At 40.2% G+C, this 22,748-nt stretch carries 22 protein-coding genes; 12 read left to right on the top strand and 10 right to left on the bottom strand.

Features of this window, described 5'->3' with window-relative positions; all coding sequences use genetic code 11:
* The first annotated feature begins 20 nt into the window (after window positions 1-20).
* Together QQK05_RS05515 and QQK05_RS05510 are read left to right on the top strand one after the other, a co-directional pair.
* On the top strand, window positions 21-971 hold the full coding sequence (locus tag QQK05_RS05515; protein WP_284296548.1) for a response regulator: 951 nt from the start codon (window positions 21-23) through the stop codon (window positions 969-971).
* Between the two features lie 307 nt (window positions 972-1,278).
* Window positions 1,279-2,409, top strand: coding sequence for a porin (locus QQK05_RS05510; protein ID WP_284296547.1), 1,131 nt, complete (start codon window positions 1,279-1,281; stop codon window positions 2,407-2,409).
* A 68-nt stretch (window positions 2,410-2,477) separates the two neighbouring features.
* Here QQK05_RS05510 and QQK05_RS05505 read toward each other — a convergent pair whose 3' ends face one another.
* From QQK05_RS05505 to QQK05_RS05490, 4 genes are all read right to left on the bottom strand, one after another.
* Complete coding sequence (locus QQK05_RS05505; RefSeq protein WP_284296546.1) at window positions 2,478-3,335, bottom strand: formylglycine-generating enzyme family protein; 858 nt, start codon at window positions 3,333-3,335, stop codon at window positions 2,478-2,480.
* 107 nt (window positions 3,336-3,442) lie between these two features.
* Window positions 3,443-4,186, bottom strand: coding sequence for an MBL fold metallo-hydrolase (locus tag QQK05_RS05500; protein WP_284296545.1), 744 nt, complete (start codon window positions 4,184-4,186; stop codon window positions 3,443-3,445).
* 115 nt (window positions 4,187-4,301) lie between these two features.
* Entirely contained in the window at window positions 4,302-5,033 is a 732-nt protein-coding gene (locus QQK05_RS05495; RefSeq protein WP_284296543.1) for an SDR family oxidoreductase, read from the bottom strand.
* Between the two features lie 9 nt (window positions 5,034-5,042).
* Entirely contained in the window at window positions 5,043-6,017 is a 975-nt protein-coding gene (locus QQK05_RS05490; protein ID WP_284296542.1) for an aldo/keto reductase, read from the bottom strand.
* Window positions 6,018-6,137: 120 nt separating this feature from the next.
* On the opposite strand from QQK05_RS05490, the gene QQK05_RS05485 reads away from it, so the two are divergent.
* Entirely contained in the window at window positions 6,138-7,019 is an 882-nt protein-coding gene (locus QQK05_RS05485) for a LysR family transcriptional regulator (RefSeq protein WP_284296541.1), read from the top strand.
* 9 nt (window positions 7,020-7,028) lie between these two features.
* Here QQK05_RS05485 and QQK05_RS05480 read toward each other — a convergent pair whose 3' ends face one another.
* The gene (locus QQK05_RS05480) at window positions 7,029-7,292 is read right to left on the bottom strand and encodes a CBU_0592 family membrane protein (protein ID WP_284296540.1); all 264 of its coding nucleotides are present in this window, start codon (window positions 7,290-7,292) and stop codon (window positions 7,029-7,031) included.
* Window positions 7,293-7,529: 237 nt separating this feature from the next.
* Window positions 7,530-10,592 carry an immune inhibitor A domain-containing protein gene (locus tag QQK05_RS05475; RefSeq protein WP_284296539.1) on the bottom strand — a complete coding sequence of 1,021 codons (3,063 nt, stop codon included), beginning with the start codon at window positions 10,590-10,592 and terminating at the stop codon, window positions 7,530-7,532.
* A 279-nt stretch (window positions 10,593-10,871) separates the two neighbouring features.
* On the opposite strand from QQK05_RS05475, the gene QQK05_RS05470 reads away from it, so the two are divergent.
* Genes QQK05_RS05470 through QQK05_RS05460 form a run of 3 tightly spaced genes read left to right on the top strand, consistent with a single transcriptional unit; the run spans window position 10,872 to window position 13,145 of the window.
* Window positions 10,872-11,429 (top strand): GNAT family N-acetyltransferase, encoded by a 558-nt coding sequence (locus tag QQK05_RS05470; protein WP_284296538.1) that lies wholly within the window; start codon window positions 10,872-10,874, stop codon window positions 11,427-11,429.
* A 3-nt stretch (window positions 11,430-11,432) separates the two neighbouring features.
* Entirely contained in the window at window positions 11,433-12,410 is a 978-nt protein-coding gene (locus QQK05_RS05465) for a 2-dehydropantoate 2-reductase (protein WP_284296537.1), read from the top strand.
* Window positions 12,411-12,455: 45 nt separating this feature from the next.
* Window positions 12,456-13,145 (top strand): ion channel, encoded by a 690-nt coding sequence (locus QQK05_RS05460; protein WP_284296536.1) that lies wholly within the window; start codon window positions 12,456-12,458, stop codon window positions 13,143-13,145.
* Here QQK05_RS05460 and QQK05_RS05455 read toward each other — a convergent pair.
* A complete protein-coding gene (locus QQK05_RS05455) occupies window positions 13,135-13,539 on the bottom strand; it encodes a MerR family transcriptional regulator (RefSeq protein ID WP_284296534.1) in 405 nt (134 codons plus the stop codon). The genes QQK05_RS05460 and QQK05_RS05455 overlap by 11 nt on opposite strands.
* Before the next feature lie 71 nt (window positions 13,540-13,610).
* Here QQK05_RS05455 and QQK05_RS05450 point away from each other — a divergent pair, with 71 nt between their 5' ends.
* The 4 genes from QQK05_RS05450 (at window position 13,611) to QQK05_RS05435 (ending at window position 16,529) form a co-directional block, all read left to right on the top strand.
* Window positions 13,611-14,840 carry an NADH:flavin oxidoreductase/NADH oxidase family protein gene (locus QQK05_RS05450; RefSeq protein ID WP_284296533.1) on the top strand — a complete coding sequence of 410 codons (1,230 nt, stop codon included), beginning with the start codon at window positions 13,611-13,613 and terminating at the stop codon, window positions 14,838-14,840.
* Window positions 14,841-14,906: 66 nt separating this feature from the next.
* Window positions 14,907-15,242 (top strand): PadR family transcriptional regulator, encoded by a 336-nt coding sequence (locus tag QQK05_RS05445; protein WP_284296532.1) that lies wholly within the window; start codon window positions 14,907-14,909, stop codon window positions 15,240-15,242.
* On the top strand, window positions 15,235-15,750 hold the full coding sequence (locus tag QQK05_RS05440; RefSeq protein WP_284296531.1) for a permease prefix domain 1-containing protein: 516 nt from the start codon (window positions 15,235-15,237) through the stop codon (window positions 15,748-15,750). The genes QQK05_RS05445 and QQK05_RS05440 overlap by 8 nt, the downstream gene beginning before the upstream one ends.
* Before the next feature lie 29 nt (window positions 15,751-15,779).
* The gene (locus tag QQK05_RS05435) at window positions 15,780-16,529 is read left to right on the top strand and encodes an SDR family oxidoreductase (protein ID WP_284296530.1); all 750 of its coding nucleotides are present in this window, start codon (window positions 15,780-15,782) and stop codon (window positions 16,527-16,529) included.
* 54 nt (window positions 16,530-16,583) lie between these two features.
* On the opposite strand, the gene megL is transcribed toward QQK05_RS05435, so the two are convergent.
* On the bottom strand, window positions 16,584-17,813 hold the full coding sequence (megL, locus tag QQK05_RS05430) for a methionine gamma-lyase (protein WP_284296529.1): 1,230 nt from the start codon (window positions 17,811-17,813) through the stop codon (window positions 16,584-16,586).
* Window positions 17,814-18,185: 372 nt separating this feature from the next.
* Between megL and QQK05_RS05425 the strand changes: the two genes are divergently transcribed.
* Entirely contained in the window at window positions 18,186-19,751 is a 1,566-nt protein-coding gene (locus QQK05_RS05425; protein WP_284296528.1) for a sigma 54-interacting transcriptional regulator, read from the top strand.
* 26 nt (window positions 19,752-19,777) lie between these two features.
* Here QQK05_RS05425 and QQK05_RS05420 read toward each other — a convergent pair whose 3' ends face one another.
* Together QQK05_RS05420 and QQK05_RS05415 are read right to left on the bottom strand one after the other, a co-directional pair.
* A complete protein-coding gene (locus QQK05_RS05420; RefSeq protein WP_284296527.1) occupies window positions 19,778-20,953 on the bottom strand; it encodes a hypothetical protein in 1,176 nt (391 codons plus the stop codon).
* Between the two features lie 128 nt (window positions 20,954-21,081).
* Entirely contained in the window at window positions 21,082-21,987 is a 906-nt protein-coding gene (locus QQK05_RS05415) for a LysR family transcriptional regulator ArgP (RefSeq protein ID WP_284296526.1), read from the bottom strand.
* Between the two features lie 112 nt (window positions 21,988-22,099).
* Here QQK05_RS05415 and QQK05_RS05410 point away from each other — a divergent pair, with 112 nt between their 5' ends.
* Complete coding sequence (locus QQK05_RS05410) at window positions 22,100-22,714, top strand: LysE/ArgO family amino acid transporter (RefSeq protein ID WP_284296524.1); 615 nt, start codon at window positions 22,100-22,102, stop codon at window positions 22,712-22,714.
* The last annotated feature ends 34 nt before the right edge of the window (window positions 22,715-22,748 follow it).

Genomic DNA, 22,748 nt, shown 5'->3' with positions numbered 1-22,748 from the left:
AAGAATAATAAGGAAAGCCCATGTCTGTAGAAACTATCTACAAAGTTATTTTGTACCCGTTTATCAAAGAATCTATTGCAAGCTTAAGTAGTATGACAGAACTGACTGGCGATGCTGGTGAGGCCTTTGTTGATAGCGTAGATGATTTCCGTTTTAAAGGTTACGCAGTATGCTCTGATATTACCGGTGGCCTTGATGGTGTCATTATGATGCACCACTATCCGGAAACAGCAATTGCGATTGGTAATTCTGTTTGCGAAAAAATGTTTGATGAAACTTTTGAATATGAAGAAATCAACGAAGAATTGAGTCATGCGTTAGCTGAGTGGGGCAACACGATTGTTGGTCGTTCTACAGAATTGCATGGTCGTTATAACCTAGATTATGATTTCTCAAGCCCATATTTTGTGCATGACGTAAATGACATGGATAAATATTTAGAGGGCGTGAAAGAAGTTATCACTGTTCCTATCATGGTTGAAGGTGTTGGGCGCTATTACTTCAACCTACTGATCAGAAATGTTTCATATCAAGAGATTAGTGATAAAAAGCCGACTTCCAATGTTACCGGCATAGCCAACCCGCATAGCACCGAATTACCAACTTCTTCAAAAATATTATTGGTTGATGATAGCTTGATGATCCGCAAGGCAATGAAACGTTATTTAAATCAACTTGGCTACGAGAATGTTATTGAGGCGGATGATGGTCAAAGTGCAGTGGACTTAGTTAGAGCGGAAAATCCTGATTTTATGTTTATGGATGTTGTCATGAACGAAGTCAATGGCAATGAAGCACTACGAATGCTACGTGAGATGGGCAGTCAAATACCTGTGGTTATGTTATCTTCGGTTACCGATCAAAAGCTTGTGACAGAATGTGAAGAGCATGGTGTATCAGGCTTTATATTTAAGCCAATACAAGCTGATAGTGGCGCAGAAATTATTAAAGATTATTTGAAAATCGCATAGATTCGATAATATTATTTTCAATAAAGCCGATGCATTCATCGGCTTTTTTATTGAACATCTATTCTAGCGCCGTTAACCTTTTTATACTCAAGATATTTGGGATCAGTTTTTACAGAAGACATTTTTGCGCGTCAATTGGTCGTATTGCACCTCTTGTTGATTTTATGAATACCACAAACTCATAAATAAAAGCTTGAGGGTAATACAATTAGGTTAAGCGAAATTACAAAGTGTTTCATATATTGAATAAAAATACTGATACCTTCCTTGAATACCGTAATATCTATTTTTAGCTGACAATATTTTTATGAAATCTAGGATAACCTTGTCCACGTGCTCTTCATCTTTAATGTCTCTTTATCTGTTAATCGGCAGTGTATGTTACGCGCCATTAACCCAAGCAAAAAACACGGATGGTGACTCATTTTGGGACATGATGGAGTTTTATGAAAATGAGCAAGGAGATTACTTAAAAAGCACAGGTAGGCTTCAAGTCGACTCTATATGGTTAGACAGCGAACAATCAGGACAGCTCTCAGATATTTATTGGCGTAGAGCGCGTTTAGGTATTGAAGGGAGTTATGACGGTATTACGATAACAGTTGATGCGGATTTTGACTTAAACAAAAGCTTGGACGACAGTTTCAAACGATTTACGAATGTAAACTTCAGCTTTTATTTAGACTCTGGCGCAAAAGTAAAGGTATTGAAGCAGTCTGTTCCGTTTATGCTTGGCGGAAAAACTTCAAGTAAAAAACTATTGACGACAGAAAGAAGTAACCTGACCAATAACCTTTGGTTTGTAAATGAATATTTTACAGGCATCAGTATTCAAAATACCCTTGATAATAACTGGCACTACTTTGCGGGCGTATATTCAAGCGACAAAGTAGAAGGGGTTTCATTCGACGATCCTGCCTATTTTGGCTTGTATTCAATTGGCCGTTCATATGGGGCTAATCAATATTGGGACAATGCAGTATTGAGTGTTGATACCGTAATTAATGATACTAGCCCGACAGCCAACACCGAAGATTTCTCCCAAGTCAGCAGCTTTTCAACTAAATTTCATCGCGGCCAATGGGGCTTGTGGACAGATATCGCGTGGGGAAATGGTGAAATGGGACAAAGCGACCTATGGGGATATGAGGTCATGCCTTTCTACTCGATGAGCGATAAGTTTCAATATGTTATGCGCTATACCTACATCCATTCGAGTGATGAAAATGGTATTAGGCTCGGCCGTTATGATAGTAAAATTGAATCGGGTAAGGGGGACAGATACCGTGAGCTATACGGTGGTGTTAATTGGTATTTTAACCGTCACAAACTCAAGCTTCAATTAGGTGTACAGTACGCACAGATGGAAGATAGTGCGCAAGATGGTGGAGACTTTGACGGTTGGGGGCTAACCACTGCGTTCCGCTTTTATTGGTAGTCGCTGAGTTTCTTTGAATAAAGGTGCTAACCGGTAATATGTAACACCTTAATCCATAAAAAGTGTCTTTATTTGCTATGTGCTAATCGGAGGCCTAAATCAGGCATCCTTACATTGTCACTTGCCATATCTCTCATAAACACCAGTGATTCAATTTCATCAAATTCGTAACCGGACCCGCGAGTCACTTTCATTTTTATTTTTGCCTTAGGGCGATGAACGACAACTTTGGGATCTTTCTTCGTGTGGTGTTCGTAAGAGTTTTCTTCAAAATCATCAGCACAGAACTCCCACATGTTACCCGTCATATCATAGAGCCCAAGTTCATTTGGCTTTTTAAGTCCAACCTCTTGCGCTTTTCTCTTCGCATTACCGGCATACCAAGCAACCTCATCTATGTTATTCGAACCGCTATATTTATACCCTTTAGAGTCATTTCCACCTTTTGCAGCAAACTCCCATTCCGCTTCAGTGGGAAGGCGGTAGTTTTTTCCTGTTCTTGCATTCAATTTAGCTAAAAATATTTCAACTTGTAGGTGGCTTAAGTTGTTAAGTGGACAATTGTCACATTGGAAATAACTTGGGTTCCAACCCATCACCTCAACAAAGATGTCCTGTGTCATTTCAAACTTACTGATATAAAAATCGCTTACTTCAACTTCATGAACGGGCTTTTCTCTTCTGCGGGCCTCAGGGCTATTTGAGCCCATCATAAAGCTACCACCTTCGACGCTTACCATGCTGTCGTTAAGCTTATTTGCAAGCATGTCAGGTAAAGGGGAGGAATCATACTTGCTTTGTTCAACGCTTAACGACGAAGTTTTTGTTGATGGTTCGCTGGCCGACTCAATTGATGTTGTTTGGCAGGCAAACAACATTGCAGTACTCGCTAAAACTAGAGAAATTTTAAAAGTCTTCTTTTTCATTGGTGACGTGCTCAGTAAATGTATCTGCATTATTTTTAGCAAAAGTTAACAGACTAAACAATGAACAAAGTGTGTCAGAAGTGTACTAAAAGTGTTACCGAGACTTTCTAGGATAATGATTTAAATAGTTTTTTCTTGACGGAGCGCCAGTGAGTTTGTGGCTCAGTTGGTGCTACTTCATTAATCAAATCAAAATCAATGTTAGCTTTAGGCTGTTTACCTCCGTGTGCGAGTAGCACAAATTCAACATCAAGTTGTTCAAGTCTTGAGATTGAACGTCGGTATCGATTTGGATAGAAAACAGGAAATGGCGGAATGAATTTCCCTTTAACGGTGACAAGCAGGTCAGCAATATAAACCTGTTTTGTTGGCAGATGCATTACCGATAAGTCACGGTCGGTATGGCCTTGAGAAAACAGCACTTGCCAGTTTTCAAAGCCCGGTACAAAGTCGCCGTCGTTTAATTTCAGGTCAAATTTTAAATGGCGTGGGTAAAGCACATTTCGTTTACCTTTACCTACACGCTTACCAACCCAGCGCGCGAGTGCCATGTCCGTTAAGTGCATAAAGAAACCATCAATACCGCTATACCAGTGACCGTCTACGTTAGCACCGATGACCTTGCAGCCGGTTAATTTTCTAAACTCGTTTGCGGCTCCTGCATGATCCGGGTGCATATGAGTGACGATAACAGCTGTTAAGTTTGAAGCGGGTAGTTTTAATGTGTTGGTGATAAAGTCGAGGACAATATCGACATCCGCTCGACAACATCCATCAAGCAACATGAGTTGCTGATTTTCCTCTACGAGGTAAATTTGTTGAATATAGCCGTCAAGCAAATGAAGTTTCATGCGAGAGAGTTGCCTGTAATATAGTGTAAAAACACTATGTTACAGGCTTAAAGAATGTAAAAGCTAGTGATTATTACTAACGTTGTATTGACGAAAAATCACAATTGATTGGTCCTTAAAAACCCCAAAAACCAATATTATCGATTTTTAATCGTCTTGGCTGACTTAACAAATAAACCACCATTCGACCGATATCCTCGTTTTGGATCAATCCATTGTCGACAGTTTCATCCGAGGTTTTTTGCGACTGAATCAGTGCAGGATTCAATGAGTGAACATGAATATTGTGCTCGCGCACCTCTTCTTGCAACGCTTTACCTAAACCAACAAGGGCAAATTTAGAAGCACAATAGACCCCCGCATTTGCGTAGCCATTGAGGGCTGCTTGCGATGCAATATTTAGCACAAAGCCTTCTTCATTTTCTATCATTCGTGGGAGAAATGCTTTAGACATTAAGTAAGCACCTTTGACATTAGTGTCCATGACGTCGTCCCAGTCAGCTTCCTCTGTCTGCCATACGAGTGTGTCTTTACCAAAACCACTGTTGTTAATAACCACATGTATATCGCCAAACTTTTCAAAAACAAACTGTTTGAAGCGGCTCACTTGTTCACTATTGCTTACATCACAAGCCATACCAATAATGTTATCTTCAAAGGTTTGCTTATATTCATCTACGGTTTTACTAATCGTTTCTTCATTTCTAGAGCATATAGCGACCTTCATTCCTTGCTCTAATAGGTAGCGAGTAATTGTCTTGCCTAAGCCTTTTCCACCGCCGGTCACTACGCAAACTTTATCTGTAAGTTGGTATTGATCAGAAAAGTTATCAATTAATGGATTCATTTGATGCCCTTATGGTAATTCATGGCCACGAGCACTGACATATAATGCATACCAGTGCTCACGAGTTAATTCTATTGTTGTTGCCTGTGCACAAGCTTTTATACGTGCGATATTTGTCGTACCGATGATCGGTTGAATATTGGCAGGGTGACGCATTAACCAAGCCAGTACAATGGCTTCTTTGCTAACTTCATATTGTGCTGCGAGTTTTTCAACAAGCTCGGCAGTTTGTTGAATATGCTTTGGTTCATTACTAACATCACGACCAGTAAACAGCCCTTGCGCCAAACTTCCCCATGCTTGAATTTGAACGTTATTTAATTGGCAGTATTCAAGTGTAGCTGGAGCGAAATTTACCACTGGCTGACCAGAACAACCTGACGTTACGCTATCTTCAATGAATGCTAAGTGGTTTAAGCTTAACTCAAGTTGATTGCAAACTATTGGTGCCTTAATTGCATTTTCAAGCAAGGTAATATGACCGTGATTCATGTTAGAAACACCAAGATGTTTTATTTTTCCTTGCACTTTCAGTTGAGAAATTGCTTCGGCAACTTCGTCCATCTGTGCAAGAGGGTCGGGCCTATGTAACAGAAGTACATCAAGCTGCTCTATATCCAGTCTTGTGAGAATATTTTCGACACTTTTTACGAGCCATTGTTTAGAGAAATCATAGCGCTTTGGACCTAATTCATCTTCGAAACGGATGCCGCATTTTGATTGAATAATAAGTTGATTTTTTAATGCTGGATTTTGCTTCAATGCTTCGCCAAACACTTGTTCGGCTTTGCCAAACGTATAAATATCTGCGTGATCAAACATATTGATGCCTAATTTAAGACAGGTATCAATGATTTCGTGAGTTTGTTTTATGTCGTCTGAATTTACTGGTTGGTCATTCCAGCCTCCACCTAAGCCCATAGCTCCATATACAAGGCGACTTGATGAAGGGAAGTGCTGATGAATATCAATTTGTTTCTGCATGTCTTGGTTACTCATATTCAATATTAATGTCATTATCACTAAATTTATTTGTTGAATATATAGCGCAAATCAGAATTAATTGTTTTTTATATAGTACAATCACGGTGATAAGGAGGGGCTATGAATACAAGTCATAAAAAGCTTGAACGTTTAATGTTGTTTCATGAAGTGGCCAAACATTTAAGTTTCACCGAAGCAGCAGATGCATTAGGCATTTCTAAAAGCCATCTATCGCTACAAATTAAACGACTCGAAAAGGAAATGAATGTTCCATTGTTTGTGCGCTCGACTCGCAGCGTTAAGTTAACAGAGCAAGGTCGAGTAATTGCAAGTCGAACTCAAAAAATTCACAGTTCTTTATTAGATATTGAACGATCGGTGATGGTTGAACATGAGGAAATAGCAGGTGTTATTAAATTAACTGCTCCGTTACTGTTTACCGATGCTGTATTATTGCCTTTATGTGAAAAATTTAAATCTCTTTATCCTCAAATTAGTTTCACGATTGACTGCAGTTATACACCGTACGACCTGAATAAGAGTGACTTTGATTTAGCGTTTCGCGCAACGCAGTCGCCACCTCAAAATATGGTAGCCAAAGAGATACTCCCATATCAGTCAATGTGCTATGCCTCACCTGGATATTTGAAGGTATACGGTGAACCACAAACCATAGAATCACTTACTGCACATCAGTGCCTCTCATCGCATGACGTACCAAGGTGGGAATTTAGAACCGGAGTTGTTGAAGTTGAAGGATGGTTAAAGCTCAATGACAGTGCGTTGTTGAAATCACAAGCGCTGATGGGAAAAGGGATTATTAGAGTGCCAGATTATTATGCAAAAAAAGAGGTAGCACTGGGAGAGTTGCTACCTTTATTGCAACATCAAAGCTCGCAGGATAGAGCAATTTATTTGATATATCCGCAAGTGATTTTTCAATCAAAAAAGATAAAAGCCTTCATCGAATTTGCATTCGACGAATTAAAAAAACAAATTTAACTTAGGAGGCTATGAAGTGATCGCAGGTGCGCTTTTACTTCGCCAATAATTGATCAAGCCGATAAGTGACGCCACAATCCAAAAAAGCTCAATAACAAAGCTTGCTAAATTAAAGTTATAGCAAAGGCTTACGAGCAATAAAATTGCACCGACTAGGTTCATCAAATTGTAGGTTAGACTCGTTGGGGTGATTTTTTTCAACTGCAATAAGAAAAAACAACCAACCACCAGCAATGTGCCAGACATACCAATAATGTCGAACAATAAGTCCATGAGAATACTCCAAGCTAAGAAGTGTGATCCAATTTGCTGGCCCTAATCCGTGGGAAGGATCTTCTCTAATCCGTGAAACAGCTTGTCGCGGCTAAACTGTTAGGTTGACCCTAAAATTTAGCGAAGGAGTATTATAGTGTTCGATTACTTAATGTAAATAGCTAAATAAAAAAACTTGGATAAAAATAAAGCCAACGCGAGGTTGGCTTTATTTATTGAAGGAGTAACGTTGTTTTATTAGAACAAACGCTTTCTACCGGCTGCAATCGCAAGCACCATTAAGAACCACGCCATAGAACCACCGCCTGAACTAGAAGGTGTTGGTGTAGTCGGTGTTGTCGGCGGAGCAGGAGGTGCCGAAACCGTAAGAGTCATCGATTCCTCAACACTTGTGTTATCTGCATCTGTAACAGTTAGAACGACCGTGTATGTTCCTGCCGAAGCATATGTATGACTTGGGCTCGCTTCAGTTGAAGAGTTGCCATCGCCAAAGTTCCAGTTGTAGGTATAACCCTCGGCGCCACCTGTTACCGTTGAACTAAAGTTAGCTGTTAAAAAGCTTGCTGTACCAGAAAGCGATACCGCTAAGGCATTAACAATATTAACATCTAATGTGGTCACAAGTTGCTGATTTATTTCATCAGTTGCTGTTAATGTTACGGTAAAGTTACTTTCAGTTTCATAGTTATGAGACGCTGATTGGCCTACTACAATATCTGAATTATCACCGAAGTCCCAGCGGTACGTTAGTGCGCCTTGGCCACCAGTTACGTTAGCATCGACAGTTAAATTTAATCCCGTTAAATTTGCAACAATGTCACCAGTAATAGCGTCACCAATAGTAAGAGACTTTTCCGCTGTTTTGGTACCAGTAGCAGATGTATAGCTTACTTCTACATTATAGTCGCCTGTGCTTGCATAGGTGTGCTCTATTGTTCTACCAGATAATGATGTACCGTCACCTAGTGTCCACGAGATACTGTTTTCATCGCTAACATCTGTCGCTTCCAATTCAAGATTAACAGTTAAGCCCTGACGAGCAGCAACGACACGTTTCATCCCACCATTGACTAATGTTAAGTTGGCTGATGAATAATCGGTCGCAATACTATCAACTGTCATTGTCATACCAACAAATGGTAAATCAATACCTGATTCAGGTTGCGCAGGGAACGAGTAATCTAAGCTGTCATCAAATACATTGAATACTGATGTTTCGCTATCTCTTGATGTAGCCGTATGTGGTACAGTTCTGAAAGCAGCGTCAGTGATTTGTGTACTAGTATTATACAAACGACCCGTGCTTGTTTTTATCGGGCGTTGGTCTGCGTCAATCACACCTATTAATACTTGGCCAGGGTGATTGTTTACTTGGTTGTTTGATTGACTTGTATCGCTATACCACATCAAAACACCTGAATGAAGGCCGACTGTAGGAAGCATACTATCGGTATCGTTAGTATCACGAAGCTGTATGTAGTAATGATGCGCATCACCGTCGATTGAATCACTGATACGACTGAAGCCGTCAAATGTTACGCCTGAGTTAGTTTCGCCATCAAATGAGACAACATTTGAGTTTGCCGTGCTGACAACAATGTCGTCTGCCATAAAACCGTAACCACCTTCGAATTGGTCGGTTTTGTACAAGAAGCTAACGGTTACCGTTTGACCTGAATAGTTAGAAAGATCAAAAGATAAATCAACCCAACCTAAATCACCCTCAGCACCTGCAATATCCGTTGAGTTGCCGGTAATGAAGTTTGTTACACCTTGGTGATACTGGTTAGTTACTTTTGTATGATTACCTGAAACAGGTTGATCATCGACAAGGACTTGTAAGTAATCGTAATCAACTTCTATATTCCAACGTGCTTTCATCGACATGGTTGCCGCATCTGAAGGAAGAGTAACCTCGAAGCTCATTGTATTTGATTTTTCATCACCATTGCCTGAGTAAAACTGAAAGTCTCCTGTGTATGGAGCGCCAACAGAAACTTGCTTAGGCGGCAGTGCAACTTTGATTTGGTTAACACCAGATTCATGGTTTGTCGCAGAAACTAATGCTTTTGCTTCAGAAGAGATACTTTCAAAATCAACAACGTCTTGATTTACCCAGTTACCACCGTAACGAGTTTGGAAGTAGTCACGACCATATGGGCTGAATGATACCGGTGAAGTACCCGCTGGCGAACCAACCCAGCTACCTGACGCCATTACTGACCAGTTACCTACAGGAGAGCTAAATTGACCATTTGCCGTATCATATTCATCAGGTAAGCCCAAGTCATGCCCGAATTCATGAACAACAACCCCTGTCGCTGCATCAATTGGATTAATCGTGTAGCCAAACAATCTAATGTCTGAACCTGGAACATCTACAGGCTGTTGATTTTCATCAAATACGAAGAAACGGTGTGACCAAATAGCATCGTCACCTAGTACACCACCACCTGCTTCTTCACCAACACTAGAATGGAAAAGCATTACGTGATCAATAATGCCATCTGGCTCGTTTATATTTCCGTCACCATCAATATCAAAAAAATCTGATTGGTCATACTCGGATAAGTCAATGCCTTGCTCAGCAACCGCTTTAGTAACAGCTTCTAAAACTAGAGCTGGTACATCAATATCGTCACCTGTGTCATCATTTGCACCGTAATCAGCAGCGTCATTATCTGCTCTTACCCAGCCAACTGCATTACCGGTAAAGTTTAACGTTTGACCAGATTCTTCTTGGTAAAACTGGTATGCAGATTGGATGTTTTGACCGCTTGGGCCAACATAACCTGTTTGCGAAAACAATAAATCGTTGTAGTGAGCTTGAGAGTAATCGTCATAATACATGTCTGTATCATTTGCAGATAAACGATTGTCGTTGTAAGGTAAATCAGGGAAGTCAACCATGATAGCTAGCACTTTAACGGTTGTATTCATTACTGAGCTAGCAGACTTTTCTTGACCAAACAGTCGTTGCTTCTGGAATTTGATTGGTAATTCTTTACCCATCAAGGCCAATCGTGGCGCTTGTTCAGCATCCATCACCTTAGCGCCAAATTCACCCGGTACTTTTCGAGTACTGAAGTCCTTACGAGATAGGTATTCTTTCACCGCCGCTTTTTTAGTCGCTTCGTCAGCAAGTACTGAGATCTCGCCTCGCTTTTCAAGCCAATAAAGAATTCTCTCTTCGTTGACTAAGGCAGCATCTGCTGTTGATGAACCATGGGCATTCACCAAAAATGGCGAAGATGCTATGGCGCTTGCTAGTGCAAGCTTGGTTAACTTTCCTCTAAACATACTTTATTTCTCTCCATTGACGTCCGTATCGTTTATCTTTTTTAGCATAGTTCTAACATGCCATTTGACATACTTACTACGCATCATAACCATACTTAGGTGTAAAAAAAAGTGGTTTGTTAATAATTTGTTAACATTTGTTATGCTGTTGACATATTCTGTTTGAACCCATCTCTTTAACTTGTTGAAAACTAGAAGCTAAAAGGTTCGTTTTTATAGCCAAAAGTTAATTAAGCCGTTATTGTGGTATCACTTTATTCGGTCATTAAGTTACGCCTCATGACACTAACTACGACAATTATTGATGAATTTAACCAAATATCCATAGATACAGACAGGCTTTCTATTAAAAAGCTTACACCTGAATACACTGCTGATTGTTTGCGCCACGAACAAGATGAAGAGATGTTGAAATATATCAAAGACTTGCCTTCACTAGAAGAAGCGAAAGCGCTTGTTGACATGTCTGCCGCTCCATGGTCTGGCGAAGAAGGGCAATGGGTGACCTTTGCCATTGTTGAAAGGTTTTCTGGCTCGTACATTGGTGAAGTCTTTTGCCGCTACGAATCTATTGAATTTAAAAGAATCGAAATTGGCTTTAGGTTGGCAAAGGCCTTTCATCAAAAAGGTATTATGTCAGAGGCCTTAAGCGCATTCTTGGCGGAGGTTACACGCATAGCTACGCCAATTAAATTTACCGGCTTCTGTGTTGCTGAGAACACAGCATCAATGAAAACGATGCAAAAGCAAGGCTTTGAACAAGAAGGGCTCCTACGAAAGCATTCAACATTGAATGGAGTTTGGTATGACGAACGTGTCTTTGGCCGAGTGTTATAATCGATGAAAGTCGCTATATTTGGAGCTGGGGCAACGGGTTGTTACTTAGGTGGAATCTTGGCGAATTCCCAAGTAGATGTCACATTAATATGTAGAGACTATGTTAAAGCACCTATCGTGGAACACGGTGGTATTGGATTATCTGATTATCTCGGCAATGCCAGCCGGGCGATGCCAAGCCAAATAGTGTGTTCAATCGACGAGCTTAAATGTAACGAACAAACACCTAAAGTTTTTGATATCGTTTTTGTCATGCTGAAATGTCAGCATATCATGAGTATCTCACAAGATTTAGTCGCTATTACTGATGAAACGTCGAGTATTGTGTTCATGCAAAACGGCTTAGGTAGTTTTGACGAAATCACCAATTCAATCAAGCAGAGAGCGTTATACCAAGGAATTACTAGCTTTAACGTACTTGCGATGGAAAACTGCACATATCACCAAGGAACTGAGGGTGGCTTTATTTGCCAAGCGTTTCCTCAGCTACAGGAACTTTGCTCTCATGTTAATCGAGAAAGAGAAGTGATAGAGCCAACGAACAACATCAACGGTGTCCTGTATTCAAAATTGATGCTTAACTTAAATAATGCGATTAATGCCGTTGCAGATATCCCGTTAAAACAGGAGTTGGAGCAAGCGAGTTTTCGAAAGTTACTTGCTAAAGCAATGAAGGAGTGGCTAGCCATAGTGCGTGCTGAAGAGGTTCAATTGGTTCAATTTACTAAAGTTAAACCGTCGCTAGTGCCTATTATTTTGTCTTTGCCAACCTGGCTGTTTAAATTAGTGGCAAAACAAATGTTGTTGATAGATCCCAAAGCCAGATCTTCGATGTGGCAAGATATCCAAGATGGTAAAATAACTGAGGTTGACTATCTAAATGGTGCTGTTGTTCGCCTTGGAAAAAAACATGGTATTGAGACGCCGGTAAATCAGCAAATTGTGGAACAGATAAAACAGTTAGAGCAGTCGTCTAAATAAGTCCGGTAGTATAGGCTTCAATAAATAAAATTATTAAGGATCCCAATGTTAAAGCTTGGTGCTATTTCAGAACGAGATAACTTCTTTTATTTAACGCTGTCGTTAACCATTTTACTCTTTGGTATCGCTATATCACATCAGTTCTTCGATGCGTCGAGCCAGCGCCTTATGCTATCTAGTATTGCTATGGTGTTACTTTTTTCTGTGCTTGGCGTTAAAGAAAACCTAAATTGGAAGCGGCCTGCTGTGTTTCTTCCTGTGCTCAGTTGTGTATTTATCATGGTTGGCTACCAGGTCAATGGTTATCATTTTTATATTTTTCAGCTCTCTATGCTATTGCTGTTTTTCGGTTATATGGCATACCATGTTGCAATCCAAGTTATCTTTACAGGGCCTGTCGATCTCAACAAAATACTGGGTTCGGTTTGTCTGTATTATTTGATTGGATTATTTTTTGCGATTCTTTACACCTTATGCCAGATGCTAATTGGGCCCGCGTTTACCAACGCAACAGAAACCCAACAATGGTACTTACTACTACCTGATTACTTGTATTACTCCTTTATCATTCTTTCTACCGTCGGGTTTGGTGATATTACGCCTACGCAACCGATTACAAAATTTTTGTCATATTTTGAAGCGATTATTGGCCAATTTTACCTCGCCATTTTGGTGGCTAGTTTGGTGAGTTCAGCAGCGACACAAAGGAAAATAAAGAGGTCTTTCAAAGGTTAGCCTTGTTTAATAAATGAGTGAGCTCGGCTTGCTCCATACACCTGTCTTCCTGCCAGAGTTGTTTGAGTCGGCTTTCCACGTTTTGAATGTTCTTTAGGTTTTGCTCGAGCTCTTGAATCAGGTGTTTCGTTTCTTTCTTTCGACTCGCCAATTTAGTCATAACCGCTTCATGATTTAAACCTTTGTCTATCGTTAGTATTTGTTTCATGTCGTCGAGACTAAAGCCTAGGTGCTTACAAAATTTAATTTGTGTTAGACGATTTATTGCGTGTTCATCGTATCTTCTATAACCGTTTAAAGTGCGTTGAGCATCAGGCATTAATCCTTCTTTTTCGTAGAATCGAATACTTGATTGCTTAAATCCGGTTTGTTTGGCTAGTTCACCTATGCGCATGAAATTATCTTGACCTTAAAGTTTACTATAAGGTTATTCTAGGTCTAGATTCAATGATTGGAAAGAGATTTATGTCAGTAAAAGCCTTTGAGAAAATTTCCTTAAATAGTGGCCTTACCCTCAAAAATCGCTGTGTAAAAGCGGCGATGGAAGAAAGCTTAGGAAATGAAAAGCAACAACCCGATGGTCATATTGAACGACTTTATCGCCGCTGGTCGGCAGGTGGTGTAGGACTCATCATTACGGGGAATGTCATGGTCGATAAATTGGCAATGACAGGTCCAGGTGGCTTGGCATTAGTAGATGAAAGCGCAGTCGAAGCGTTCGCGAAACAAGCCAAGGCAGGGCAGCAAGATGATACTAAAATTATTATGCAGATAAATCACCCTGGACGTCAGGTCTATCGCAAAATGAATGGCAAAGTATTATCGCCGTCAGCCATTCCTTTAGATCTTGGTAAACATTCGAAACTCTTTGGAACACCTAGAGCAATGACAGAAGAGGAAATTCATGATGTTGTCCAGCGGTTTGCCAATACTGCTAAACTCGCTGAAAAAGCTGGTTTTAATGGTATCCAAGTCCATGCCGCCCACGGTTATCTTATTTCTCAATTTCTTTCACCTTTAGTCAATCAACGAGATGATATCTGGGGCGGGTGTCTCGAGAACCGCGCTCGCCTATTAGTCGATGTCATCAAATCTATCAAAGCCGTTGTTAGTGCATCTTTTTCAATTTCGGTAAAGCTCAATTCTGCTGATTTTCAGCGCGGCGGCTTTGACGTCGATGAGGCGCAACAAGTTGTTGAAATGTTATCGGATTTAGCGATTGATTTTGTAGAGTTATCAGGCGGTAGCTACGAATCAGCCGCGATGCAGGGTATTACAAAAGATGGCCGTACACTTGAACGAGAGGCATACTTTCTAAGTTTTGCGCAACAAATTGCTGAGCAAACGACTTTGCCGATCATGACAACCGGTGGCGTGACGCAGCTATCAACTGTTGAACGAGTGCTAGAAAACGACATTGAACTGGTGGGTATTGCCTCAGCATTGGCTTTCGAACCTGCGTTAATCAATAAGTGGCAAGAAGCTCCTCAATTTCGAGCAAATATTTTACACCCAAGTTTTACCGATAAAACCTTACACGCATTAGGTTCTATGGCCATTGTGCGTCGGCAATTAATCCGTCTTGGGCAAGGAAAACAAAGCCAGAAAAAACAATGTAGTATCTTCACTTTGGTCCGAGATCAATTGCGTTCAGCAAGGTTAACGCAGCGATATCTAACAAACGTTAAACGATAATGTTGACATACCTAGAATCTCTATGTATCTTTTATACCTAGATGTTCTAGGTATAAGGTTGAAAGTATGGATTTGCCAAAGGATATGGTTGCAGCGTCAGCTACACCACTTGTCTTAGCGATATTAAACAAAGGTGATAGCTATGGGTATGACATTATTGCCCAAGTGAAAGACCTATCTAACGGAGAAATGCAGTGGGCTGACGGTATGCTTTATCCCATCATGCACCGACTAGAAAAAAAGGCACTGATCAACGCTTATTGGGGACAATCTGCAACCGGTCGTAAACGAAAGTACTACCAAATAACGCAAGAAGGACAACAAACGTTAATTTCGCTGACGCAAAATTGGCGCAAATTGAACGATATGTTGCAAGGCTTAGTAGGAGAAGAGCATGTTTGATTTAGATAGAGAAGTTAACCTGTGGTTTGAGGCCTTACAAGGTGTAAAGGCTATTGATAGTGAAAATATTGATGAACTTAAAGACCATTTATACAGTGAAATTGAGGCGCAAGTTGCTAATGGAAAAACCGAGCAACAAGCATTCTATATCGCGACTAGCCGTTTAGGTGATCAACAATCTCTTAAAGTGGAGTTTGATAAAAATCGTGCTAAGTTAATGCAGCTATGTCAATCGCAGGAAGATTCAAGCTTTGATAGCTTGCTGGTTCAACAAGAAACTAAGCAGCAAAAAAACTTATCAAAAATGATGGTTGGTAATGCGATTATATGGGCGTCCGCTATGTTAGGAACTGCCATCTTGGTTCAAGGACATGAAAGTAGTCAGTCGATATTGATGTTACTGATAGGCCTATGGTTCGCTTCAACCTATTTGTTTGGTGATATGAAGAAAGCCGCTAAAGCTGAATGCGCGTATTTTCGAAAGGTGCTCGGCTTCAATAAGACATAAATGTTTTTAACAATACAAGAAGAATAATAATGAATAGAAACAATATATTAATTACCGGTGCAAGCTCTGGGTTGGGTTACACCATGGCGCTATTGTATGCACAGCAAGGTAAGAACCTTGCTTTGTGTGCACGCCGCACTGAAAGGTTAGAAGAGCTCAAATCGCAACTTTTAGCAATAAACAGTGATATCAAGGTAGAAGTTTACGCGTTAGACGTGAATGACCATGACAAAGTTTTTGAGGTATTCGAACAAGCAAAGGCCGATTTTGGCTCGCTCGATAGGGTGATTGTTAACGCAGGCATGGGCAAAGGTGCCTCAATTGGTACCGGGTATTTTCATGCTAACTTGCAAACAGCCCAAACAAACTTTGTAGCCGCTATTGCTCAATGTGAAGCTGCAATGGGGATCTTTCGTCAGCAAAACGCTGGGCATCTTGTCACAATATCTTCAATTAGTGCTGTACGTGGCTTTAGACGAGCGCTAACTGTGTATGCAGCAACGAAATCTGGGTTAACTTCTCTTACTGAAGGTATTCGAATAGATGTGATGAATACGCCAATTAAAGTGAGTTGCATTCATCCAGGTTTTATCAAAAGTGAGATTAACGAAAAAGTTGAAAAGGTCCCTTTCATGGTAGATACCGAGACAGGATGTAAAGCGATTCTTAACGCTATTGAAAAAGAGAAAGCAAATGCATTTGTGCCGAGCTGGCCATGGGCTGTTTTACATCGAATTTTAAGAATGGCGCCTGATAGCTGGATTAGAAAAATGAGCTAAGAGGACTTAGCTCATTCTATAATGCGATAGTTAATGAGGTTTAACTATCGCGGTTTATGCAACCTGTTGCGCTGACTTTTGACGCAAAGATAGCTTATCAAATGCTTGCTCGAGATCCGCCATAATGTCGTCAACATGCTCTAATCCCACTGAGATTCGAATGAGTGTGTCGCTGATTCCCGCTTTGATACGCTCTTCTTGTGTGTATGGCGAATGCGTCATAGACGCTGGGTGTTGAATCAGTGATTCTGCATCTCCGAGGCTAACAGCGATAGAAAGTAACTTCATTTGATCAATGAAGAACGCGCCATCTTCTAAACTCCCATCAATTTCAAATGCAATTACACCACCAGCAGCTTTCATTTGTTTACCGATAAACTTGTGGCCAGGATGCGATTCTAAACCTGGATAGTAAACTTGTTTAATTGCCGTGTGTGCCTCTAAATACTCGGCAACCTTTTGGGCATTAGCGCAATGTCTATCCATTCTTACAGGTAAGGTTTTTAAACCTCGAATAATCAGCCATGCATCATGTGGGCTCATTGTCGCGCCAATATCTTTTAACGAGGTTAGTTTGATTTCGTTGATCATTTCTTCACTACCACAAATGATCCCAGCAACAACATCGCCATGGCCATTTAAGTATTTCGTTGCACTGTGGATGATCAGATCAAAGCCAAATTGTGCAGGTTTTTGAAGGTAAGGTGTTAAGAATGTATTATCAACAATCGAAATTAAGTTATGTTTTTTAGTAATGTTGCCAATCGTTTCAAGATCCAAAACAACAAGGTTAGGATTAATAGGCGTCTCTAGGAAAACGACCTTGGTATTTGGCTGAATTGCTTTTGTGATATTTTCTGGCTCGGTCATATCGACAAACGTTACTTCAATGCCAAATTTAGTTAACATATGTGACATCAAAGCAAACGAACAACCGTATACTGCTTTCGAGGAGATCAAATGATCGCCTGCGCTTAAGTTTGCCAACAATGCAGCTGAAACTGCGCCCATACCTGTTGCTGTTGCAGCTGCAGCTTCCGTACCCTCAAGCGAAGCAACGGTTTGCTCTAATTGCGTTGTTGTTGGGTTGCCAAGTCGAGAGTAAATATAGCCCTGTTCCTCACCTGCAAATCGATTTGCGCCTTGTTGAGCGTTTTCAAATGTGAATGTAGATGTTTGATATAAAGGTGTGGCAAGTGAACCAAATTGCTCATCTTTAATTGAGCCACCGTGAATCGCTTTGGTTTCAATTTGAAGGTTTTGTGGTGCTTTTGAGCCTGACATTGATTTTATCCTGTTGTAATCATTGGCTTTCTTTTTCTTTTTGATTAGCCAATATAAAGAATCTCGTTTTACAGTTACATCGCTGTAATTGAGCGCACATCACAACGTTGAGTTGTGTATCAAGCATTGTTGCAAAAAACCAACCAACTTATTTTATTTTAATAATTTCAATGGCTTAAGTTGTTTTCACTTCCCTTATCATCTTCGTTTGTAATATTTTTATTACAGTTGGTGTCGATGATGTTGATATTTATTATCTTAAGTAAACAATTATTAGTCTTTGTTGGCTCTCAAACACTGATAGCTTCTTTAATTGACTGTCTTATAAATTGATGTCATAAATGTATTACAAGTGTAATTAATTTATGACATATGAAAGTAGCAATCTCTCTAGAAGACAAATTAGGTGTATCTCAAAAAGTGCTCACCGTGATAGCAAGTCACGGATGGAACCTAATCGCGATGGAAGTGGAAACTGGAATTATTTATGTTGATCTTGAAGATGAACAACAGTCGTTACCCGATATCGCAGAAGCCTTGCGTCATTTAGATGAGTACATTGCTTGTGAAGAAATAGATTTAATGCCTAGTGCCTTAAAAGAGAGTCATTTACAGGCATTACTTGCAAGGATAGCTGAGCCGATTTTAGATATTGACCGACAAGGAATTGTGATAACAGCAAATGCCGCAGCACTTAAGCTATTTACAGAAGGCCATGAACTGACAAAGGTTGTCGGCCAAGATGTTTATCAATTATTGAATGTCGCAAGAATAGACATGCAATCAAAATCTAGCCGAAGTGTCTCTGTTACTGTTAACCAACAACAATTTATTGCAGATATTAGTACCGTATATGCCGATGCTGATTATCAAGGCGCCGTAATTATGCTCAGAGAGACAAGAGCATTGGGACGTCAAATATCGGCGCTACAGAGTGCGAAACCCTTAGATGAAGGAATCGACGGGATATTAAGTCAATCTTCAGTGATGAATGATGTTAAAGAGCAAGCAACTCGATTTGCAGCGTTAGACCTTCCTGTTCTTCTGCGCGGTGAGACAGGAACAGGTAAAGAACTTCTTGCTCGTGCTATTCATCAAGGTTCATCTCGTCATCAACAACCGTTTTTAGCAATAAATTGCGCAACATTACCTGAACACTTGCTCGAGAGTGAATTATTTGGTTATCAAGCAGGTGCTTTTACCGGCGCAAACAAAGGTGGGAAGCCAGGTTTGTTGGAGTTAGCTGAGGGAGGAACAATATTTCTTGATGAAATCGCCGAAATGTCTGTTTATCTACAAGCTAAATTGCTACGGTTTTTAGAAAATTACCAATTTAGGCGTGTTGGTGGTACCCAGGAGCTTAATGCAAATGTTCGGATTATTTCCGCAACTCACCAAAACTTAGAGTTAAACATTCAAAACCAAGGTTTTCGTGAAGATCTTTATTATCGACTCAACGTGTTATCGATAGTTATTCCACCACTTAGAGAACGAATTGACGATTTGTCGTTGCTTATTCCACATTTTCTAAAATTGGCCGCTAAACAGGTCGCTTTAACAAAACCGGTGTTGACAGAAGGTGGATATAAATTACTTGCATCCTATCAGTGGCCGGGAAATATTAGGCAATTGCAAAATAGCTTATTTAGACTTGTGGCGTTAGCTAAGTCTGACGTTATTGATAGTGAAGATATTGCACTCGTATTTAATGAGCTATCGGAGGCTCGACCTATCGATGAAACAGGTGAGTCAGCTACTGGACCCTCTTCATCGGACTACAGTCAATGTGCAAACTGGCATGAAGCTCAAACGCTTTTTGAGCGTGCGTTACTTAGCCAATTACTTCCCAAGTATAAGACGACAAGAGCGCTTGCCAAACGATTGGGGGTTTCTCATAACAAAGTAGCAATGAAACTAAGGCAACATCAGTTACCTTAGCCATAGTGCGCGACTAAGCCCTTGGGTTAACTGAAAATCGCTTTCATCAAGCTTATTGAATCATCGACTGACTTTCCTGCTTGAACGCTCTTGATAATAGAGTCACGCATGCCTTTAATAAATTCAGGAATTGATTCGTCTTGTAGAGCTTGATCAACAAGCTGCTCTGCTGAGGCTTTGGTTCGTTTGGTTGCCGTTTGTTTGCCCGTTGCCTTTTTAGGCTTGTCACGTAACTTAACAAAATTAGAGTGAGTTGCGTGATCTTCTTCAACGAAGATAAACAAATCAAGAAGGGCAGCACGATAAGCCCAAATTGCCTGTTCATTTTCATCTTCTGGTTGACCGTGAGCCCACCACGGTGAGTTTCGCATTGTGATAATGACTTCGTGCCAATAATCAAAAAACGCTTTTGGTCCTTGATTTGTTATTTTTGCAATACCTAACCCATTGCATAAAACATCGAGCTTTGCGTTAGTTAACGAAACAAACTGATCCGGGCGAATCATTGCGAGCAGTCGAGTAGCTGGGATAAACGCAATTTTTTCATTGGGCAAAAATTGGCTGTAAAGTGCAATATATTTCTCGACAAAATCAAAGTAAATTTGCTCGGTAATATCGCCCTCTATTGGGATTATGGAAATAAGTGTCGCAATAGCTTTAGGCTGTTCATTAACCAACGACATAAAGCTTTTATTTGCTTTAGTTGCACCAAACCATTCAACATCAAATTGATAAATACTCGGGTCATGCTTGTTTGTGTGTTTTCCAATGAGCGCGAGACGATCTTCTTCGATGAGTTCATCAAATGGAGTCGACAGTTTTGTCTGTAAATAAGCCAATAAAGCCTTTCTCTCATCAAGTCCATGGCGTGAAGAGTTTTGTTCGATGAAACCGACAAAAACTGGCCATGGCATAACACGAGATAACTTGATTTGGTCTACGCTAATTGCTTGTGTAAGTGTATCTTCAATTTTTTTTAATGGCTTGAACTGATGTTCGTCGAGTAATTCAAGATTTAAGTCCTGGCGGCATATGCGATAGAACTCTTTACACCATTCAATAAAGTTTTCAGGATGATGTTCTACTTTTACTGCCATAAAATTGAGGCTTAAATGAGCGACTTGCTGCAATATCTGTTGATAGTATTGGTTTTGCGTATCACTCAGGTTCATTCTTACAGGGGCAGTTAGTAGTTTTTTCATTAATTCGTTAAGGCAAATTGAATAGTCAAAAGAGCCGCGCATCATACTCAAATATTAAGCAGGTTCAAGAAAAAATTAGAGGAAAACATCGCAACAACTGACGACTGCTTATTTGTCCAACAAACTGCCTATTTTGCCAACAAGTTTTGTGCAAAATTCACAATTGTATTCGATATTTCTTTGTATATTCCTTGCTCTAGATGCCAGCTATGCCAATAGAGATCTTGCTTGATTCTCAGGCTGGGGGCGAGGTCAATTAATTCATGACGATTAAGATGTTCCTGTGCTTGCGTCGTCGGAAGCAACGCATAAGCAACCCCTGCTAATGCCATACTCACAAAAGCCTCCGAGCTTCTTAGTTGGTGGCGAGGGTAATCGTTCGCAGATAGGTTAAAGTGTTGTTTTATGAAACTTGTATGCATGTTGTCGAAGCTGTCGAAACTGATGGCTGGCGCATGGCGAAGTGATTCACGATTTAGTCCTGCTGAAAAATATTGATTGTTAAATGTTTGATTCGCGCAAAGGACATATTCAAGTTCGCCCAAAAAGGTTGCTTTACCGCCAGCAAAGCTTGTCGCATGACTACTAACCGCACCAAACACTTCGCCTTTCTTCAATAATTCGTGACTAACAGCTTCATTCGCAACTTTAAGATCAAAGACGATATTTTGCTGTTTTAATAACGGTGTTATTGCCGGTATAAACCAACTTGCCAGTGTATCTGCGTTCAGTGCAATTGAAACCTGAGTTGTTGCACTGGCCAAGTCAGGCCTTAGTTCGCCCAACAAGGCACTCTCCAATTGTTTAATCTTTTGGTAGTGAGATAGTAGTTTTTGACCTGTTTCAGTCGCTTCAATTGGTGTACCTCGAATAAGCACCGGCTGAGCAAGCCACTGCTCAAGTTGTTTAATTCGTTGAGAAATAGCAGATTGAGTAATGTGTAATTTGGTTGCTGCACCTTCAAAGCTCTGAGCAGTGATGACAGCATCTAAGGCAGCAACCAATTTATAATCTAGTTTTTCAATATTCATCATTTTTACCGCTTATTAGTAAAATTAATAATTAATTAAATTTATTAATTTTACTTGTTGTGTGTCAAGGCATAATCTGTCGCCGTATTCATTGCTGTGGGAATTGAGGAGAAAAATGATGTTTGTGACTTTGGCGAAAGGTTTTGTAATTGGTGCTGGCTTGATTATGCCTATCGGTGCCCAGAATGCTTATGTATTAAATCAAGGGATTAAACGTAACCATCATATTTTAGCTGCGTCCATTTGTATCATTTGCGACTTTATTTTGATGTCTTTGGGGGTGTTTGGTGGCGGTGCTTTGCTTGGCGCTCATCCGGTAATTGCTAAAGCTATTACGATTTTAGGTGTTGCGTTTCTGCTGTTTTACGGCGCGATGTTTTTTAAAAGTTTCTACTTTTCTAGTAATGATCAAATGGCGAAAGAAATGTCGCCAGCAACGAGAAAAACCGTAATATTTACTACGTTAGCAGTAACCTTGTTAAACCCTCATGTTTATTTAGATACCGTGGTTCTTATTGGTAGTATTAGCGGCCAATTTAGTGAAGCTGAGAGGATTTTCTTTTTGTTTGGCACATTGCTAGCAAGCTTAACGTGGTTTTTTGTCTTATCACTTGGTGCTGCAAAAATGTCACCTTGGTTGTCCACACCGAAAGTGCAAAGGGGAATCAACTTGATTGTTGCGTTAATTATGTGGGCAATAGCTGCCAGCCTATTAGTTACATTAGTGTAGGCTAGCAAATTTACCTTCATTAATAAAAAGCCAG

Source organism: Thalassotalea loyana, assembly GCF_030161435.1.
In the GTDB taxonomy this organism is placed as follows: Bacteria; Pseudomonadota; Gammaproteobacteria; order Enterobacterales; family Alteromonadaceae; genus Thalassotalea_G; species Thalassotalea_G loyana.
The sequence above is the reverse complement of the archived record's forward strand: the minus strand, read 5'-3'. Positions and strand labels throughout refer to the sequence as shown.

Bases quoted from the DNA above. Each gene is read 5' to 3' on its own strand.
- QQK05_RS05490 (WP_284296542.1), bottom strand. From the start codon at position 6,017: ATGCAGAAACAAATTGATATTCATCAGCACTTCCCTTCATCAAGTCGC.
- QQK05_RS05425 (WP_284296528.1), top strand. From the start codon at position 18,186: ATGAAAGTAGCAATCTCTCTAGAAGACAAATTAGGTGTATCTCAAAAA.
- QQK05_RS05505 (WP_284296546.1), bottom strand. From the start codon at position 3,335: ATGAAAAAGAAGACTTTTAAAATTTCTCTAGTTTTAGCGAGTACTGCA.
- QQK05_RS05445 (WP_284296532.1), top strand. From the start codon at position 14,907: ATGGATTTGCCAAAGGATATGGTTGCAGCGTCAGCTACACCACTTGTC.
- QQK05_RS05460 (WP_284296536.1), top strand. From the start codon at position 12,456: ATGTTAAAGCTTGGTGCTATTTCAGAACGAGATAACTTCTTTTATTTA.
- QQK05_RS05480 (WP_284296540.1), bottom strand. From the start codon at position 7,292: ATGGACTTATTGTTCGACATTATTGGTATGTCTGGCACATTGCTGGTG.
- QQK05_RS05465 (WP_284296537.1), top strand. From the start codon at position 11,433: ATGAAAGTCGCTATATTTGGAGCTGGGGCAACGGGTTGTTACTTAGGT.
- QQK05_RS05475 (WP_284296539.1), bottom strand. From the start codon at position 10,592: ATGTTTAGAGGAAAGTTAACCAAGCTTGCACTAGCAAGCGCCATAGCA.
- QQK05_RS05495 (WP_284296543.1), bottom strand. From the start codon at position 5,033: ATGAATCCATTAATTGATAACTTTTCTGATCAATACCAACTTACAGAT.
- QQK05_RS05415 (WP_284296526.1), bottom strand. From the start codon at position 21,987: ATGATGAATATTGAAAAACTAGATTATAAATTGGTTGCTGCCTTAGAT.
- QQK05_RS05500 (WP_284296545.1), bottom strand. From the start codon at position 4,186: ATGAAACTTCATTTGCTTGACGGCTATATTCAACAAATTTACCTCGTA.
- QQK05_RS05515 (WP_284296548.1), top strand. From the start codon at position 21: ATGTCTGTAGAAACTATCTACAAAGTTATTTTGTACCCGTTTATCAAA.
- QQK05_RS05450 (WP_284296533.1), top strand. From the start codon at position 13,611: ATGTCAGTAAAAGCCTTTGAGAAAATTTCCTTAAATAGTGGCCTTACC.
- QQK05_RS05455 (WP_284296534.1), bottom strand. From the start codon at position 13,539: ATGCGCATAGGTGAACTAGCCAAACAAACCGGATTTAAGCAATCAAGT.
- QQK05_RS05420 (WP_284296527.1), bottom strand. From the start codon at position 20,953: ATGAAAAAACTACTAACTGCCCCTGTAAGAATGAACCTGAGTGATACG.
- QQK05_RS05510 (WP_284296547.1), top strand. From the start codon at position 1,279: ATGAAATCTAGGATAACCTTGTCCACGTGCTCTTCATCTTTAATGTCT.
- QQK05_RS05410 (WP_284296524.1), top strand. From the start codon at position 22,100: ATGATGTTTGTGACTTTGGCGAAAGGTTTTGTAATTGGTGCTGGCTTG.
- QQK05_RS05440 (WP_284296531.1), top strand. From the start codon at position 15,235: ATGTTTGATTTAGATAGAGAAGTTAACCTGTGGTTTGAGGCCTTACAA.
- megL (WP_284296529.1), bottom strand. From the start codon at position 17,813: ATGTCAGGCTCAAAAGCACCACAAAACCTTCAAATTGAAACCAAAGCG.
- QQK05_RS05470 (WP_284296538.1), top strand. From the start codon at position 10,872: ATGACACTAACTACGACAATTATTGATGAATTTAACCAAATATCCATA.
- QQK05_RS05435 (WP_284296530.1), top strand. From the start codon at position 15,780: ATGAATAGAAACAATATATTAATTACCGGTGCAAGCTCTGGGTTGGGT.
- QQK05_RS05485 (WP_284296541.1), top strand. From the start codon at position 6,138: ATGAATACAAGTCATAAAAAGCTTGAACGTTTAATGTTGTTTCATGAA.